Raw genomic sequence first — 18,112 nt, forward strand, 5'->3', positions numbered from 1 at the left:
ATTTCAAATAACAATTAATTATTAATCAACATTAAAATCTAAATTATGAAAAAGACAATTTACCATTTAACCTTATTCTTTACCATTATTCTCATTTTTTTGACGTCATGCTCAAAACGAGATAGTCAAATTGATAATATCATTACAAATGATGCTCTTGGCATCAGGGAAAAAGTAGCATTATTAGGCTTCGATACTACCAATATGATAATTAACAATAAAATTATCGTAGTTGAAGGGGATATCGTTTTAACGAAAGAAAATTTGATCAAGGCAACCCCCCGTCAAGCTACATCTGTTGACTTATCAAATGGGGGTTACCCAATAAATTATTCAAGGCATAGAGACCTTAAATATTACATCGCTCCAACGCTTTCTTCTTGGGTAACAGGAATAGAATCTGCTTTTAACAATTATATAGGTTTATCCGAAGTTAATCTTCGTTTTACGAGAACCTTAAATGTTAACGAAGCTGATTTGCGCATAGAACAAGGATTATCACCGTCATCGCCATCAGGAGCTGTAGCCGATGCTTATTTTCCATCCAATGGATTAATTGGTTTCAGAATTGGTGTTAATACATCTTTTTCCTCTCTAAGCGATTCTCAAAAGACTTTTGTTATATCACACGAAGTAGGCCATACCATCGGATTCAGGCATACGAATTGGTTTGCAGCTGAAAGTGCCAATGGAGTTAGCAATGGTATAACAGTCGGTGCGTATACAATCCCCGGAACTCCTAATTCCGGCAATAATCCTGATCCTAATTCTGTATTTAATTCTGGTGCAGGTTTGCAGCAGGTACCAAATTGGACTAATTTTTCTTCATTTGATCTGACTGCATTGAAAACTCTATATCCAAGATTTGGGTTTGCAGAACTAACAACGAATCCAAATGGTTCTTTTCCAGTTAGTGTAGGCACTCAAATATCTGCAAGTGTTTACATACCGAATTGGCGAGAAGGGGGATTGACATATGAATGGTTTGTTCAAGGAGCTACAATAGTAAGCAATAACGGATCTTCAATAGAAGCAATAGTAACAGATGCCGATTCTGCTGGTATCTATTGTAAGGTAACCAATAACCACGGAGAAAGTACTGCAGTATCAAGGTCATTTGGATCGATAGCGATCGATTAACGCTTAAAAGAACTCGTTTTTAAAATTGTTCATTAGCATTAAGCCAAAAAATCATCCGGTGAATAGCGGTAAGACCGGTATTCATCGGATGACTTTACATTTACCGAATGGTTTCCTATAGCAGCTTCGCCCTAATTATTTTTTTACAGCGATGAACATGCGTTGCCCGTAAGTGTTGCCCCTGCGCCGTTTGATGCCGTTACGGTAGATTTTACACTAGAAGCATTTAGTATAGTCAGGCTGTAAGGTGGCGTAAATGCATTTACACCATTACCTGAAGTATTTCCGGTTACGGCTGTAAAAAGATTATTTTTTGCCTGAACCGCTGTTGAGGTATTGTCCATCAAATCAATTGGGTTTTTCACGTTTTCAAAAACGTTTGATTCCACTAAAATATTGGCTTCAAATCCGGCCTGAATACAGCTTTTACTTACCGTACTGTTAAATAAATTATTTACAATATGCACTTTGCCAAATCTTACACGGGGCATTCTGGCTACAGCACCCTGTGCCCACCAGCAACGTACAAATGTAATCCGAAAGTGACCTCTGTCTGCAGTGGCGCCATCGCTTGATCCGATCAGGTTTGAGAAGCGGTGATCATTAGAACCGCCCGAACCACCTGATTTTGGTGGTTTGAGGTAAGAAAATTTGCAATAAGATACCGTGATGTAATCTGAAATGTTTTTGAGATCAAAATTGCCATCCACACCATCTCTAAACTCGCAATGATCAACCCAGATGTTATTGCAGGCATCAACGGTTACATTGTCTTGTCCGTCAATATCATAAGCACCGGGGCCTTCAAAAATGATATTTCTGATGATGATGTTGTTACATCTTTTAACATACATAATCCCTGAATTGTCTTTTGTTTGATCGGCCGAAACAAGTTTGGCACCTGATGAACCAAAAATAGTTTTTCCGCTCTGGTCCTGAAAGGAAATTCTCCCGCCGGATGGAATGGTAATGGTTCCGTTAACCTGGATCACCTTCACGCTGGCATTTTGAATGGCTGATTTCAGTGCGGTATAGGTGGTTACTACGGTGGCCGTTACTTCGCCGCCACCGGTTGTTCCACCGTTTTGCGATGCCCAGCCCTTTGATGGGCAAACGGCTTCAGTAACAGCCATTGGTGAAGCAACGTTTTTGTTAGTGATCTCATTGCTTTCAGATTGATTACTTTTTTTGCACGCGGGTAAAGAAAATGCCATGGCAATAGCCGTCAGGCATGTTAATAAATACTTGTTTCTCATGTTGAATTTAATTTGGTTAGAAGAATTGTGTTGGAATCATGCGGGCTTTCTCGGTGCGTCGGAATATATCATTCGGTATGTATTTGTTAAATTACAGTTAATGAATATATTATTGTCTTTTTGTATTGAATATATTTGTGCAATCGTTCACGGGATCGATTGCGGGATCATTGTGCTCGTAAAGTATTGGTCAATAATAGCGAAGTTTGTAGGGAGCTTTAACGTTTTCTCCTTTAATATTTCTTAGGCAGGATAGCAGGAAGGCATAAGAAATTCCCGCAAAATTATGCATTAAAAACATTCGCGGATCATTTTGGATCTGTAGTACTATTCCATAATGTAATAAATAATATTTATTATTGTATTACCGGGTATCCCGTAAAGTTTGACAATCAAATAATTTTTAACGCTTTGGTAACCGGGTGCAGATCATCTGTATTCGCTTGCCATTTCTCTCTTAAGCATGAAAAATAATGGCATTAGTGTGATCATGCCCACTTACAGGCATGGCGCATTTATCTCAGGTGCAATCACCAGTTTGCTGAACCAGGCATTTCAGGACTGGGAATTGATTATCATCATTGATGGAAGTACTGACGCTACCCGTGAGGTGGTAGAGCATTACCTCCACGATCATCGCATCAGGTACTTATATAGTACTGATAATGAAGGCCTGGGTGCTGCCATTAATAAGGGGCTTGAACAGGCATCATATACCTATATCAGCTATCTACCTTCTGATGATTTATACTTTAAGGATCATTTACAGTCGCTATGGAATCTGGCACTGGCTAATCCGGATGATGCTTTTTTCTGTTCGGGTGCAAAACACAATTATAAGGATGATCATACTGGCAGTAGCGGGCAGAAAAGTTTTGGCGCCTTTATAGATATAGGCTATCAGTTGGTACAGGTGATGCATAAAAAAACAGCTCACAGGTGGTTGGAAAGAAATGAGTTGGTGACCGATAGCCTGCATGATATGTTCTGGAATAAACTGCTGGATGGGGCAACGCCGAAGTTTACCATGGAAATTACAACAGAATGGGTTTCCCATCCGGGCCAGCGGCATAAAATCATCAGTGAGCGCTGGGGTGGGGGAATCAATCTATACAAGCAGTTTTACCAGGTCAATCAAAAAATCAGGTTTAAATCCGCTTTTGGCGGATTGATAGATGAAACTACTGAATACCTGGACTTAGAGGAGCTTCCTGTAGTATCAAGAGACCTGCCATTAAAAATTTTGCTCGTTGGCGAGTTGTCCTATAATGCCGAACGGGTTCTGGCTTTTGAAGAAAAAGGCCATCAGTTGTATGGTTTGTGGATGGATGAACCTTCTTTTTATAATGCAGTTGGTCCGCTTCCTTTTGGAAATATTACAGACATTCCAAAAGATAACTGGCAGCAGGCGGTTAAAGAATTGAAACCAGATATCATCTATGCACTCTTAAATTTCAGGGCGATACCATTCATTCATCAGGTGATGCGTGCAGATTTGGGTATCCCACTGGTGTGGCATTTTAAGGAAGGACCATTTTTCTGCAGGCAAAATGGCCTATGGAATAAAATGATTGATCTTTTTCAATATGCCGACGGAATAATCTTTTTAAATCCGGAAATTAAACGCTGGTATGAACAGTTTTTTCATTTTGAGGTGCCTTTCAGTATGATCGTAGACGGGGACTTGCCGCATATCTCAAGGTTTAAGGGAAAGCCAGGCAGACTGATTTCAGAACAGGATGGAGAAATGCATACCGTGGTTCCGGGAAGGCCGATGGGGCTTTTACCAGCTGATATACAAGAATTGGCTAAAAGAAAGATTCACTTACATCTCTATGGAGATTTTTACCATAGTGTTTATAAATCATGGATAGATGAGGCCAATGCATTGGCCCCGGGCTATCTCCATCTGCACCCGGCCTGTGTACCGCAAGATTGGGTAGAAGAACTCTCGAAGTATGATGCCGGCTGGCTGCACGTTTTTGATTCTGAAAATAACGGTGAATTAATGAAAGCGAATTGGCTTGATTTTAACTTTGCGGCGAGGATGTCGACATTAGGAGCAGCCGGACTTCCCATGATCCAGCGGGATAATACCGGGCATATCTGCGCTTCCCAGGCTTTCACCAGTAAAAATGGATTTGGAATTTTTTATCAGTCATACGATGATCTGGCTGCACAGCTTGGTAATAAGGCAGAAATGAACCGCATGCGGCAGGAAATATGGCATAAAAGAGAAGTGCTGAGCTTTAACCATTATGTTGATGATGTTTTATATTTCTTCAGAAAGGTAATAGAATCAAAGAAACACGTCTTTAAAAGCTGATTGAAGGATAATTATTCTTACGGGGAGGGTAGCCTTCCCTGGCTTTAATTAACTGTGTTAATTTTTTCTGCTCATAAAAATGCCCCATAATTAGCTAAATTTTGGGGGCAGTGCAATATGGTAACTTGCTTCATTTTTATTCCAAAGCCTGATTTTTAGTGTTTTTAATCAAATATTGAAGCAATATGTTGCTCGCAAAGCCCAAAGGAAAGCGTCATTCCATTTCCTCCTAATCCGTTGATGATAGTTACATTTTCTTCTGCTTTCAAAATAAGCTCTGTTTCGCCAGCGGTCATTTTAGGGTATATTCCGTTCCAGCTCTGAATAACCTGTGTGTCTTTAAAAGTGGCAAACGTTGCAAGGTATTTTAAGATGAGCTGGTTAATGAAATCCCGGTCAAAAGGATCATGGGTAAGTCCGTACTCATGCGAGTCACCAATGGTTATCTCTCCTGTATGATTCTGTGCAGCCATCACATGGATTCCCCATTTCAGGTATTCAGGATATTCCTGCTGATATCTGGCTTTCAAATCCGGCAATGAGTTTGCGGCCTGAAATCCCGGGTAGTGAATTAAGCTTAAACTGCCGCATAGCGCCGGTCCGATGCGCCAGTTTTGTGGCTGAGATGCGATGCGCATCATCTGCAGTTTACATTTCGTGATGCCGCTGGATTGAAATAATGCCGGGTAAAGGGTTTCAAATTCAGCCCCGCTGCAAATAAAAATCTCATCGGCCTGCCAGGTGTTGTTTCCGGAAAAGGCCATACTATTTTCTATATTACTGATTGCGGTATTCCAGTGAAAAACAACCTTGTGTTTTTCTGCAAGATATTTTGCAACTGCGCTTATAGCCTCTCGTGCTTCCAGAATCATCTCGGTTCCGCTCCAGAGCGCCCCTTTTAAACCATTGGGATTTACACCATCAGATTTTCCTAAGGTCTGCGCCGGACTAAGCATTGCGCAATCACGAAGTGTGCTATTTACTGCGGCATATTCTTCGAGTACCTGAAGTTCATCATCTTGATAGGCTAGATGCAGCGAACCCACTTCATCATGCCAGATACCGGCTTCATCGCAAATTTCTTTCCATATACTCCTGGACAGCATAGCTCTTTCAAATAGCGGGCCTGTGGGTTGACCGATTGGCCACACCATTCCGAAGTTTCTGATGGATGCACCTATAGCCCTTTCATTACGTTCAAATACGGTTACCTGGTAACCCCTTATTGCCAGGGCACGGGCGGTGGCGAGACCGACTATTCCTGCGCCGATGACGATTGCAGTTGGTTTTATCATATATGAGAAAGTTTTAATGCGGCGGGCAAGGACTTTTGTCGCCGTGCAGCCTGGTGAAAATAAATTAATGATAAAATGGCACACAGTGCGCCTGTGGAACCAACATAGAGAATTCCATGGGTGAAAAAATGTTCCCAGGAGATGCCTGGCCTTCCAAATTCCTTGGTAAGCAGAACCGTCACGCTGGTCAGGTAACCAATCGAATCTGCCAGATACATCACAAAACCAACGTTGCTTTTTACCCGAAAGGTGGCAATCATTCGTTCGAAAAAAATGGCATTATAGGGCACATAACCCAGGTAAAGACCGAGGCCAGCCATTGTCATCCAGGCAACAGGGCTCAGTAACTGCATCCTGAACAGAATTGTGGAAACAGCTATAAGCAGGCAGCCGCAGATGATCAGCAGGTGGATAATGCTGAATGCCCTGAGGTTCTTTTTAATCAAAAAAAGTAAAGCCATTGCAAACAGGACGGCTAAAGATATTTGCCCGTCAATTCTGGCGTAAATATTTTTATCCATGATTCCGATACCTCGCCAGATTTCAACTTCAAAATTATCACGGATATCCCGCATTACAGTTAAGAGTACATAGATAATTAACGTAAGGATAATGCCAGGTAAAAAACGAATAATGAAGCTTTTTCGCTCTTTGGCATTCATTGGTTTGCGCTCCGTTCTTGAAAGCGTATCTTCTTTTGTGGGTGGAGGAAGTATATCAAGCAGGGCGACAAATAGGGCAAGCGGGAGAAAAAATAGCGCTCCAACGCAAAAAGGCATCTGGTATTCGCTTATATGATAAGTGTGGATAAGGGTTTGGCCGACTGTTTTCACAAATCCGGAACCAAAAATTAAACTTATAGATAGGACGGAAGCCATAAATTCGGTTGAACGGCGACCTTCAAGATAGCCAAAAACCAGGCCCCATATTAAACCAAGTGGAAAGCCGTTTATGAAAAGAAAAGGAATATTATAAGGAGGAGGTATTAAGGCAAATCCCAGCAAAGCCAGCCAGGAAATACCCACTAATATCATTATTGTCAATCCCCTTTTTTTGCCTTTAAGTTCAGCAATAAATCGGATGCCATAAAATTTGCTCAAAGTATAGCCTAAAATCTGCGCAATAACCAGCCAAACCTTATAATCAATGTGCAGATAACTTTGGTCTCCAAAAGTCCCAGCAGCAAATGCTTTACGGAAGGCATACATGGAAGAGTATGCACCAAAAGCTGACACAGCTGCAAGTACCGAAGTCAGCCAGTACGGCCAGCGGGCAACAACTTCCTTAATTTTCATCAGGGTCATCTCTAATCGATAATATCAAGGATCTCTGCAATGTCGTCAATAATGTGCGTCGGCTTGTAAGGTTCAAGTTCGCTGCGGGTAAACGCACCTGTGGTAACCGCAATCACGTATTTGCAATTGGCGTTCTGCCCCTCTCTCACATCAACTTCTGTATCTCCAACCTTTGCCACTTCAAGCGGACTGGAAACCCCGCTAAGTTTCATCAAGTGGTTTATCATATCCGGGCTCGGGCGACCTTCTTCAACCTCATCTGAAGCAATCAGGAAATCAAAAAGTGCTTGTTCCCGCCAATACAAGCGTTCTATAATCGTTTCTGCAATATCTTTGGAAAAACCAGTATTGAGCCCGATTTTAATGCCGGCTGCCCGTAAAATGCGCATGGTGGACTCAACATTTGGCAATGCTTCCAGTGTATGTGTGCGCTGATAGTAATCGATCATCAGGCGGATAAATTCCTGATGAATTTCATTGATAAGATCAGGCGTTATTTTCTCCGCGGCAGGCTCATACTTATGCAGCATTTTGGTTATTGCTACGCTTTTTTTGTAACCCATTAAAGGATTTATCTCACTATCGGGAATCAGGTAGCCAAATTTAAATAAGGCTGTTCTGAAAGTTTCTGTAACTTTATTTTCATCTCTGACCGTTGTACCGGCCATATCAAACACAACAAGTTTAATGGACATTGCTAAATTATTTTGTTTAGCAATATTAAACTTAGTTTATTAAGGATAAACTAAAGTAATGTTAAGTTATTTTTAAATTTATTCCTCGTTTTCGAAAAAATAGATGACCAGCATAATTGCTTTAGTTTTGCCGAGATTCTTTGGGGTGTGGGGCATTCTCCCATCAAAGAGCATCGAATCTCCTTTGTTTAAAGTATAGGTTTTTTCACCAAAAATGTAGGCAATGCTTCCTTCTAATATGTACTTGTACTCAAAGGCTTCAGTTTCTACCTGCGGGCGGTATGCGTTTGGATCAAGTTCAAGCAGTACAATGTCTACAGTCGATTTTTTAATAGACTGGGTGAAGATTCTTTGGTAGTGAAAGCCTTCCGCATGCTCTTTTTCAAAATGCTCATATTCTTCCTGCTTTCTGATGATCAGTGGAAAAGGATTTGCGCCAGACTGGATATCTTTAAAGAAAATGTTAAGGTCAATTTCAAGTGCCTTTATGATATCAATCAGTACAATTAATGACGGAATTGTGCGGCTGTTTTCGATTTGTGAAATAAGTCCTTTACTCACCTTAGCCCTGGTGGCCAACTCCTGTACGGTTATGTTTTTTTCCCGGCGTCTTTCTTTGATACGGTTACTAATCTGTATCAGCACATCGTCTTCCATCTTATTTTTTATTTGGTGATCGGCGGAAATTAGATAATAAATTTAAACCCGCCAAGAATTTGTGTGCTTTTTATAAAGTTCAATGACATTATAGAAATTTAATGCTTAGCTAATATTAAACGACTTCTTTTGCATTTATTTGTTATGGAAAATTTTTTAAGCCCGGAAGATATTGTGAAAGAGGTTTTCGCATTGTATGAAAATCATGGTCACGAAGATTATATAGGAGAACCTGTTTCGCAGCTTGAGCACATGTCTCAGGCAGCAAGCCTGGCAGATGCTGAAGGTTACGATGATGAGGTTGTGCTCGCAGCCTTTTTTCACGACATTGGCCACCTGTGTGTTTCCGGGGCGAAGGCAGGCAGTATGGATGGTATGGGTAATATCAATCATGAGAAACTTGGCGCAGATTATTTGCTCGCCAGAGGTTTTTCTGCCCGTCTGGCCCGTTTGGTTAACGGACATGTTTTGGCCAAAAGATACCTCACTTATAAACATCCTGAATACTTTGATAAACTTTCTGAGGCAAGCCGGACAACACTCAACTTTCAGGGCGGCAGAATGACAGCGGCTGAAGCGGCTGAATTTGAGCGAGATCCAGATGCCACTTTAATCATTAGGATGAGGTATTGGGACGATGAAGCAAAGTTAACCGAGGTGCCCGTGAATAACCTTTACTACTTAAAAGAAATTGCCTTAAATCATTTAAATCAAAATTTATAGGTACTTATATTTCCATAGTGTTAAAATTGTTTTACCGAATTGTATTGGATTAGTTACCAAACAAATCGCTTTAATTTTAATTAAACATTTCATTAAAGTTTACTTAATCTAAACTTAGTTTACAAATAATAAACTTGTTCTAATATTGCTAAATAATTATAACTAAAATTATTTAGCAGAAAATGGAACATTTTTATCCTCATCTCAAAAGGCTCACACTCTTAATGGTGTATTGTCTTTGTCCTTTTATTCTCCTGGCCCAAACAAAAATATCGGGCACGGTTAACGATGGAACAAACCAACCGCTTCCAGGTGTTAGCGTAATGCTTAAAGGCACCAAAACCGGAACAACTACCGATATTTATGGTCGGTTTATCATTAATGCCAATGCCGGCCAGATCCTGGAATTCAGGTTTCTTGGTTTCGTATCCCGCGAGGTACCGGCTGACGCAACCAATCCTATGGTGATTACACTGATGGGTGATAATAAAAATTTAGGGGAGGTTGTGGTAACCGCGTTAGGTGTTAAGAAGGATAACCGCAAAATTGGTTATGCCGTTTCTACAGTAAAAGGCGAAGACCTGACACTAGCCCGCGATCCAAACCCGGTTACTGGTTTAATCGGAAAAGTAGCTGGTTTATCTGTAGGCCCGTCAGCAGAATTACTTGGTGCGCCAAATGTTTCCATCCGTGGAAATACAATCTCACTATATGTGGTTGATGGTTTTCCAATCAATACCGACACCTATAATATAAGCCCTGATGACATTGAGTCTTACACGGTTTTAAAAGGCCCGGCAGCAGCGGCACTTTATGGCAACAGGGCATCTTATGGTGCTATTTTAATCACCACAAAAAAAGGCAATAAAAATAAAAAAGGGCTTACAATTGATGTTAACAGTAGCACCGTATTTAATAAGGGCTTTCTGGCATTTCCGCGGGTTCAGCATGCTTACGGAGCAGGAGAAAATACTTTTTATCAGTTTGTCGACGGTAAAGGCGGTGCTAAGGGTGGGGTGGATGCAGATTATGATATCTGGGGTCCATACTTCAACGGACAGCTGATTGCCCAATATGACAGTCCGGTAATCAATGGTGTACGACAGCCAACGCCATATACTGCAAGGGGCGCAAATAATTTGAATAATTTCTTAAGGACGGGGTCGCAAACCAATAACAATATTGCGCTGACTTCTAATGGTGAAAATTATACGATTCGTTTCTCCGCATCCCAGCAACATCAGAATAGCTATATTCCTGAACAATACCTGGATATCGCCAACGCAAATATTTATGCGTCTTTCAATCCAAGTCCAAGGTGGAAGTTTGAAGGTAACATCAACTTTAACAGGCAAACAACTGATAATTTTCCTGATGTTCAATATGGTCCAAACAGTTTAATTTATAATCTTGCTATCTGGACAGGTGCAGACTGGGATGTAAATGCTCCTGACATCAAGGCGGTTTGGCAACCTGGAAAAGTAGGCATTCAGCAACAATTTGCAGAATATACCCGATACCATAACCCATGGTTTATGGTTGAAGAATGGACCCGGGGCCACCACAAAAACAATACAACGGGTTACCTTTTAGCAAACTATAAACTTAATGATCATTTAAACGCGACCATTCGTTCGCAGATTGATACTTATGGTATTTTACGTACTGAAAAAATGCCCTTTTCTGCTCACCCTTATGGAAGGGAAGGAAACGAGGGGGATTACAGGGAAGACCGACGCGACCTATTTGACAATAACACGGAGTTGATGTTAAACTATGACTATACGATTAAAAACTTTTTGAATTTAAGCGGTTTAATAGGTGGCAACATGCGCAACATGTCTTATAATTCGAGCTGGGTTTCTACTGATTATCTGAACGTGCCTGAAGTGTATGCATTTAGCAATTCTAAAAATCCGGTACAGGCAACAAGTTTTAGTTCCGATATGCGGGTTTTGAGTGCTTATTATTCATTGGATGCAAGTTTTGGTAAATATGCGACAGTGTCAACCACTGGCCGGATAGATAAATCTTCAGCTTTCCAGGTGCCAACAACTTATTTTTACCCGAGTTTGTCATTAGCAACAGTAGTTTCTGATTACATCAAAATGCCCTCTTTTATTAGCTATCTGAAAGCCCGGGCATCTTACTCAAATATCCGTTCTGACGCTACATCAACAACAATAGGCCCGGCGCCATTTAGTTCGATTACAGCATTCGGTGGCGGTACGGCTGCTTCGTTGTTTAATAATCCCCTGGGTTACGGTACAACCTATACCTCGCCGTACAACGGTCCGGATTACTCGCTAAATACTTCTTATGCAACCAGCAAACCCTACAACAACCAGACAGCAGGTTATGCATCTGATTACTTATATCAGAACGGTATCAAAACTTCAACCCGTATCAATTATGAAGAAGGCTTTGATATCAAGTTTTTAAAAAGCAGGCTGGGTTTTAGCGGGACTGCATTTCAGTATATTGATGGTCCAAGAATTTTGCCGAATGCAATTTCGACAGCTACAGGTTATACTATTGAATACCTGAATGCTTTAAAAACAAAGAAAACAGGTTATGAAGGTTCCTTAAGCGGAGATGTGTTTCAAAATCCTAACGGATTCAGCTGGAATGTATTAGCGAACATATCAACTTATAAAGAGGTATATAAAGAGCTTCCGCAAGGACAAAGTACTTATGCAACTTTCTTTAAAGAAGGGGATAGGACTGATAAACTATACGGAACGGCATTTGTTCGCACGCCGGATGGTAAAATTATTAATGATGCGGCAGGAAAACCGCTGGTGAATCCGACCGCACAGTTTTTAGGTAATGAAATCGGGAAATTCAGCTGGAGTATATACAATAAGTTCCAGTATAAAAATTATAGCCTGGGCGTTCAATTCGATGGCTCGGTTGGTGGCGTAATTATCGACTATATGCACAATAAAACTATGCGTGGCGGATCAAATGCCGAAACCGCAGAAGGGGCACTCGGTGCTGCCCGTTACCAGGATTGGCAGAATTTTGGTAAGGCCGGTTATAATGGTTCTTATATCGGAGAAGGTGTTGTGATCTCAAATGGTGGCTCAATAAATTACGATTCCAACACCGGTGCAGTACTTAACTACGGTGCTTTACAATATGCTCCGAATACCCAGGTTGCTTTTGTACAGGATTATGTAAGCAAGTATTATAATGTGGATGAAGCCAACCTGATGAGTAAAACTTTCACCAAGCTAAGGGAAGTAACACTGGGCTATACTTTTCCAAAAGAATTACTGGCTAAAACCTTTATCCAAAAAGCATCAGTATCTGTATATGGACGTAATTTGCTGTATTTCTATAAAGATAAACGCTTTAAAGATGTCGATTTAGATCAGTACAACTATGCCACTGCTTCAACAAGTTTACAATCACCAACCGTTCGAAGTTACGGTATCAATTTAAACGTATCATTTTAACTCAATTAGCTGACTATTTCAATGAAAAAGACAATATATGTGTGCTCGTTTGCCCTTGCCCTGATGGTGAGCGTAACGAGTTGTAAAAAGAATTTTGAAGAACTCACTTTAAATAACAATAAGCCAAATAGTGTGCCTGCACCACTATTGTTTAATGGTATATTAAATAACCTGCCTGATCTGCCTGATGGCCAGAAGGAAATTTATAGCCAGTACTATTTGTATAACTATGATTATTACGGTAACAATCGTTACGATTTCGGTAGTGGTGACGATTACTATGCCACTTTGAAAAACGTTTTGGCAATGGAAAAACAGGCAGCTGCTACAGGTGGTGCGGCAGTAAACCCTTATGAAGCACTGGGTAAATTTTTTAAGGCTTACTTTTTTAGTAAAATGAGCCTTGAGATGGGAGATATTCCAATGAGCCAGGCTTTGAAAGGCCTTGACGGACTTGAGCCCGTGTATGATAGTCAGAAAGCAGTAATGCAACAATGCCTTGCCTGGCTGGAAAGTGCAAATGCTGATCTTGACTTAATCATTAAAAACCCTTCGAGTGCAGGTACAGGAACAGGCGCAATACTGAGCAATGATATCTTTTTTAATAACGATTTAACCAAGTGGCAGAAAACAGTCAATGCCCTTAGAATTCGCCTGTTGGTACAGCTCAGTAAGAAAACTTCCGACAGTGACCTTGCCATAGCCACTCAATTTTCGACCATTCTGGCTAATCCTGCAAAATATCCGCTGATGAGCGGAAATGCTGATAATTTACAGTACACCTTTATTGCACCTACCAATTACTATCCGATGAATCCGAATAATTTCGGACAAAGTGGTTCAAGAAAAAACACTTCGGCAACTTATATCGGATTATTAACACAACTCAAAGACCCCAGGGTTTATGTGACTGCTGAGCCTTCGCGGGATAAGGTGGATAACCTAAAACAAAGCGCAACAGATTTTGCCTCCTTTGTGGGTGCAGATGCAAGCCTTGATTTGGGTGTAATGTATAACAACGCAGGCTTGCAGAAATATTCTTTTATCAATAGAAAACATTTTTATTCCACTTATACCGGAGAACCAAGTGTTCAGATTGGTTATCCTGAACTGATGTTAAATATTGCCGAGGGCATTAGTCGCGGATGGGCTTCAGGTAATGCTGAAACTTATTATATAGCAGGGATTAAAGCATCAATGGCATCTTATGGTATCCCTGAAAGTGGTAGTTTTACTGCTTATTTTTATCGTCCGGGATCAACCAGCGTAACTTCCCTTTCGAATTACGATACTTTTAATATTCCGGTAGATTTTAATAGTTATTATAATCAGTCGGGCGTAAAATACGTTCAAGGTGCTACGGGTATCAATCAGATTTTGCAACAAAAATACCTGGCCTTATTCAGGCATTCAGGGCTTGAATCCTATTTTACATATCGTAGAACAGGTATACCCGCTTTTACAACCGGTCCGGGTACTGGAAATGGAAACCGGATTGCCTTACGCTTTAAATATCCATCGGCAGAGCGTACCTCAAATGCTAAAAATTACCAGGCTGCGTTGAGTAGCCAGTTTGGCGGTAACGATGACATTAATGGGGTGATGTGGATACTTAAATAATTTACACGAGGCTGTCTCATAAATATAGAATTGTCATCCTGAGGGTTAATTAATTGTTTAAAATCAATATAAATGACGTACAGTTGTTTTCTCTTGTCCTACGGCGCAGTCTTGCCTCGGCTCACCGCCGCCGAAGGGCTCTTTCTTTTTGGCATCAAAAAGAAACAAAAAATGCCGGCTGAAAATTTTTCTTTTGAAGGCACTTCTGCAGCAAGAACAGTGCAGCCCGAAAAATTTGTTAGGCCGGATTTAAGTAGAACGGGGATACCGTGCTATGGCCTAGCTGGATGGAAATGCGAAAGTAGTTAAAATACTGATTAATAATAATTTATATTATAACGTCAATGGTAGCTTGTGGAAGAACCTGTTTAAATGTCTTACAAGGCGTTTCGATACTTCGTCAAGCTCAATACAGGCTAGGCTCAATGTGATAAATTCAATTACAATTTATGATACAGCCTCTAAATTAAACGAATATGAAAAAGTTAATGCTATTTATGCTTTGTTTTGGCGTATGGGCAGTTTGTTTCCCGCAGTCCGGAAAAACCAAAAACTTAATTATTGTTACTTTGGATGGAATGCGATGGCAGGAGGTATTTTCTGGTGCAGATTCTGTATTGATAAATTCTAAGTATACTGAGGATAAAGATGAGGTTAAAAAGAAGTATTGGTCTTCTTCTGCTCTGGAGCGAAGAAAAATGCTCTTTCCTTTTTTATGGACAACGGTAGAAAGCAAGGGACAGCTCTACGGGAACAGAACCCTGGGAAATACAGTAGCGCTTTCCAATCCCTATCATTTCTCTTACCCGGGCTATAATGAGTTGTTTACAGGTTTTCCGGATAAGCGGATGAATACAAATGATGCCATTGCAAATCCAAATTTAAATGTGCTTGAATTTATAAACAACCAGCAGGGTTTTAAGGGAAAAGTCGTTACTTTTTCGTCCTGGGAGCGGTTTCCTCAGATTTTAAATACAAAACGCTCTGGTCTCCCGGTTTATTCTGGTTATGTGCCGGTTAAAAATAAAGATGCAAATGCCAGGTTAAGTTATTTGAACGAAATGCAGCATGATGTGCCGCATTATCTGGGAGATTCTACCCGATTGGATTTTATAACCTACGAATTTGGAAAGGAATATTTAAAGCAATACAAACCGCGTGTGCTCTACCTTGCTTTTGATGAAACGGATGATATGGCTCATGCCGGGAACTATAAATTTTATCTTGACCGTGCGAGACAGGAGGATGGTTACATTAAATCACTTTGGGAGATGATTCAGAAAGATCCTTTTTATAAAAACAATACCACCTTGTTGATTACCTGTGATCATGGTAGGGGAAATGATCCTCTGGATAGCTGGAAGGATCATGGTGCAGATGTGAAAGGTTCGGAAAACACCTGGTTTGCTGTTTTAGGACCTGATACTCCAGAAACAGGTGAAATCAAGACGCCAACAACGATTTATCACAAACAAATTGCACAAACTATAGCGAGTTTGCTGGGGCTTGACTTTAAAGCTTTTGCGTCGCATGAGGTAGGAGATTCCATAAGAACAGTTATGAAATAAATAACTTCATTGCTTAGTGCTATTTATGTCTGGTTCTGCGTTTTTTTAAAAAGGCTGTATCATAAATACAGAATTGTCATCCTGAGGGATAATTTATTATTAAAAATCAATATGAATGATAGATTTTTTAGCGGATTATAGTGGAATTGCAATAGTCCAATAGACTGGTCGTCATCTCGACCGGAGCAACGCGCAGTGGAGAGATCTATCAAAAAACAGATTTCTCGACTGCGTTGCACCCGATAGCTCGGATCCGCTCGAAATGACGGCAACTCGAGGGAACTTTCGCTGATCCATTTATGGGGCACAAAGTCTTTAAAAGAGATTTTTGCCCCTTTTTTAGACTTGTAATTCTTATTCAAGTCGATATTAAGAGGACTGTCGATCAAAAGAACAAAAGGGACGAACACAGTACAATCGTCTTCTAATCCAATCAGTTTGGTTAGATGTGGTAAAGTTTAATAGCTGTTAAACAGTTGGCATCACAATAAAATGTAAACTATTCCCATAAATCCATTAAACTAACTATTCTGCGGTTGTTATTGTGTGATGATTTAATACATTTAGGCTATGGAAAATTTGAGCCAGTTAAAAGAGTTGAAATCGTCACCCGAGTTAGTGGAAAAACTCTACCAGCACAGTATAATTAAAACCTATGAGGCTGGCAGCATTATTCTTAATGAGGATGCACATATCAGGTCTATTCCTATTGTTGTTAAAGGCAGTATGAAAGTGATGCGCACGGAAGAAGATGGCCGGGAAATTTTATTATACTATATAAAAGCTGGCGAAAGCTGTATCATGTCTTTTTTAGGTGGTATGCACAATGAAACCAGTAAGGTAAAAGCAGAAGTGGAAGAGGATGCTGAAATCTTGTTTCTTCCGGTAGATAAAGCATCGCTTTTTATAAGAGAATATCCGCAGTGGCTAGATTATATTTTCCGTTTATACCACAAACGTTTCGAAGAACTTTTGGAGATGGTTAACGCCATTGCCTTTAAAAAGGTTGACGAACGTTTGCTTAACCTGCTCCATATAAAGGCAGAGCTCACTGCAAATAAAGCCATTGCCATTACCCACGAACAATTGGCTAATGAATTGGGTACGGCACGTGTGGTGGTTTCCCGACTGCTTAAACAATTAGAAGACCAGGGGGCAGTAAAGCTGGGCAGAAACAAAATTATGCTTGTGTAACCAAAGTAACCGTAATCGTTTTTCATTTGAACTAGCTTTGAAATTATAAAAGCAAAAAAATGGAAATTACAGGTTATTCAGCTTCGATCCTTATTGGCATATCACTTGGTTTAATTGGTGGGGGAGGTAGTATTTTAACGGTGCCTGTGCTGGTTTACCTCTTTACCGTAGATACAGTTCTGGCGACAACTTACTCTCTTTTTGTGGTAGGTTCTACCAGTTTAGTTGGCTCATTTTCTTATTTTAAAAAAGGACTGATAGCTGTTAAAACTGCAATATTTTTTGGCATACCATCTATCATTGCTGTTTCCTTAACCCGTCAATATCTGCTGCCCTCCATTCCGGAATATCTGATAAATTTCGGAAATTTTGCGCTTACCCGATCTGTTTTGCTGATGTTACTTTTTGCTTTCCTGATGATGATTGCCTCTTATAGCATGATTAAAAAGGAAACCGAAGAACAATCTGCAAGTCATCAACCTTCCAGCAGCATTTGGGTAATTGCACAAGGTATTATGGTAGGTATTGTAACGGGCCTAATCGGTGCTGGTGGAGGTTTTTTAATCATTCCGGCATTAGTTAACCTGTTGAAATTGCCTATGAAAACTGCTATTGGCACTTCATTGATTATCATTGCTGTAAATTCACTCATAGGCTTTGTATTTTCCTTGAGGCAAAGCCAAATCAACTGGTCTTTTTTGCTTACCGTTACCTTAATTGCCATCGTTGGCATTTTTATAGGCAGTTACCTATCTACCAAAATAGATGGTAAAAAGTTAAAGCCAGCTTTTGGCTGGTTTGTGCTGGTAATGGGCATTTACATTTTGCTTAAAGAAACCATATTAAAATAAATTCTTTATGTAACTAAAGTAACTTTATTAC

14 protein-coding genes are annotated in these 18,112 nt (G+C 40.3%); 9 read left to right on the plus strand and 5 right to left on the minus strand.

Annotated features, from left to right (window positions below):
- The first annotated feature begins 45 nt into the window (after positions 1-45).
- Positions 46-1,140 (plus strand): M57 family metalloprotease, encoded by a 1,095-nt coding sequence (locus BCL90_RS05965; RefSeq protein WP_121283082.1) that lies wholly within the window; start codon positions 46-48, stop codon positions 1,138-1,140.
- A 143-nt stretch (positions 1,141-1,283) separates the two neighbouring features.
- On the opposite strand, the gene BCL90_RS05970 is transcribed toward BCL90_RS05965, so the two are convergent.
- Positions 1,284-2,396: a pectate lyase family protein gene (locus BCL90_RS05970; protein ID WP_121283083.1), complete on the minus strand. Its 1,113-nt coding sequence runs from the start codon at positions 2,394-2,396 to the stop codon at positions 1,284-1,286.
- Positions 2,397-2,859: 463 nt separating this feature from the next.
- On the opposite strand from BCL90_RS05970, the gene BCL90_RS05975 reads away from it, so the two are divergent.
- Positions 2,860-4,722, plus strand: a complete 1,863-nt coding sequence (locus BCL90_RS05975) for a glycosyltransferase family 2 protein (protein WP_121283084.1) — start codon at positions 2,860-2,862, stop codon at positions 4,720-4,722.
- Positions 4,723-4,886: 164 nt separating this feature from the next.
- Here BCL90_RS05975 and BCL90_RS05980 read toward each other — a convergent pair whose 3' ends face one another.
- The 4 genes from BCL90_RS05980 to BCL90_RS05995 all read right to left on the minus strand — a co-directional run bounded on the left by BCL90_RS05980 (position 4,887) and on the right by BCL90_RS05995 (position 8,664).
- A complete protein-coding gene (locus BCL90_RS05980) occupies positions 4,887-6,017 on the minus strand; it encodes a TIGR03364 family FAD-dependent oxidoreductase (RefSeq protein ID WP_121283085.1) in 1,131 nt (376 codons plus the stop codon).
- On the minus strand, positions 6,014-7,312 hold the full coding sequence (locus BCL90_RS05985) for a DUF5690 family protein (protein ID WP_244095060.1): 1,299 nt from the start codon (positions 7,310-7,312) through the stop codon (positions 6,014-6,016). Before BCL90_RS05985 ends, BCL90_RS05980 begins: the two co-directional genes overlap by 4 nt.
- A gap of 11 nt (positions 7,313-7,323) precedes the next feature.
- Positions 7,324-8,007 carry an HAD-IA family hydrolase gene (locus BCL90_RS05990; RefSeq protein ID WP_121283087.1) on the minus strand — a complete coding sequence of 228 codons (684 nt, stop codon included), beginning with the start codon at positions 8,005-8,007 and terminating at the stop codon, positions 7,324-7,326.
- 78 nt (positions 8,008-8,085) lie between these two features.
- Entirely contained in the window at positions 8,086-8,664 is a 579-nt protein-coding gene (locus tag BCL90_RS05995; protein WP_121283088.1) for a helix-turn-helix domain-containing protein, read from the minus strand.
- A 144-nt stretch (positions 8,665-8,808) separates the two neighbouring features.
- On the opposite strand from BCL90_RS05995, the gene BCL90_RS06000 reads away from it, so the two are divergent.
- The 7 genes from BCL90_RS06000 to BCL90_RS06030 all read left to right on the plus strand — a co-directional run bounded on the left by BCL90_RS06000 (position 8,809) and on the right by BCL90_RS06030 (position 18,081).
- Positions 8,809-9,387, plus strand: a complete 579-nt coding sequence (locus BCL90_RS06000) for an HD domain-containing protein (protein ID WP_121283089.1) — start codon at positions 8,809-8,811, stop codon at positions 9,385-9,387.
- Between the two features lie 182 nt (positions 9,388-9,569).
- On the plus strand, positions 9,570-12,848 hold the full coding sequence (locus BCL90_RS06005; protein WP_121283090.1) for a SusC/RagA family TonB-linked outer membrane protein: 3,279 nt from the start codon (positions 9,570-9,572) through the stop codon (positions 12,846-12,848).
- Positions 12,849-12,869: 21 nt separating this feature from the next.
- Positions 12,870-14,468, plus strand: coding sequence for a SusD/RagB family nutrient-binding outer membrane lipoprotein (locus BCL90_RS06010; RefSeq protein WP_121283091.1), 1,599 nt, complete (start codon positions 12,870-12,872; stop codon positions 14,466-14,468).
- A 72-nt stretch (positions 14,469-14,540) separates the two neighbouring features.
- Positions 14,541-14,777: a hypothetical protein gene (locus BCL90_RS06015; RefSeq protein WP_121283092.1), complete on the plus strand. Its 237-nt coding sequence runs from the start codon at positions 14,541-14,543 to the stop codon at positions 14,775-14,777.
- A gap of 167 nt (positions 14,778-14,944) precedes the next feature.
- Positions 14,945-16,036, plus strand: a complete 1,092-nt coding sequence (locus BCL90_RS06020) for an alkaline phosphatase family protein (RefSeq protein WP_121283093.1) — start codon at positions 14,945-14,947, stop codon at positions 16,034-16,036.
- A gap of 570 nt (positions 16,037-16,606) precedes the next feature.
- Positions 16,607-17,230, plus strand: a complete 624-nt coding sequence (locus tag BCL90_RS06025; RefSeq protein WP_121283094.1) for a Crp/Fnr family transcriptional regulator — start codon at positions 16,607-16,609, stop codon at positions 17,228-17,230.
- 59 nt (positions 17,231-17,289) lie between these two features.
- Positions 17,290-18,081, plus strand: a complete 792-nt coding sequence (locus tag BCL90_RS06030) for a sulfite exporter TauE/SafE family protein (protein WP_121283095.1) — start codon at positions 17,290-17,292, stop codon at positions 18,079-18,081.
- Positions 18,082-18,112 lie beyond the last annotated feature (31 nt).

It is taken from the genome of Pedobacter alluvionis, assembly GCF_003664035.1.
In the GTDB taxonomy this organism is placed as follows: Bacteria; Bacteroidota; Bacteroidia; order Sphingobacteriales; family Sphingobacteriaceae; genus Pedobacter; species Pedobacter alluvionis.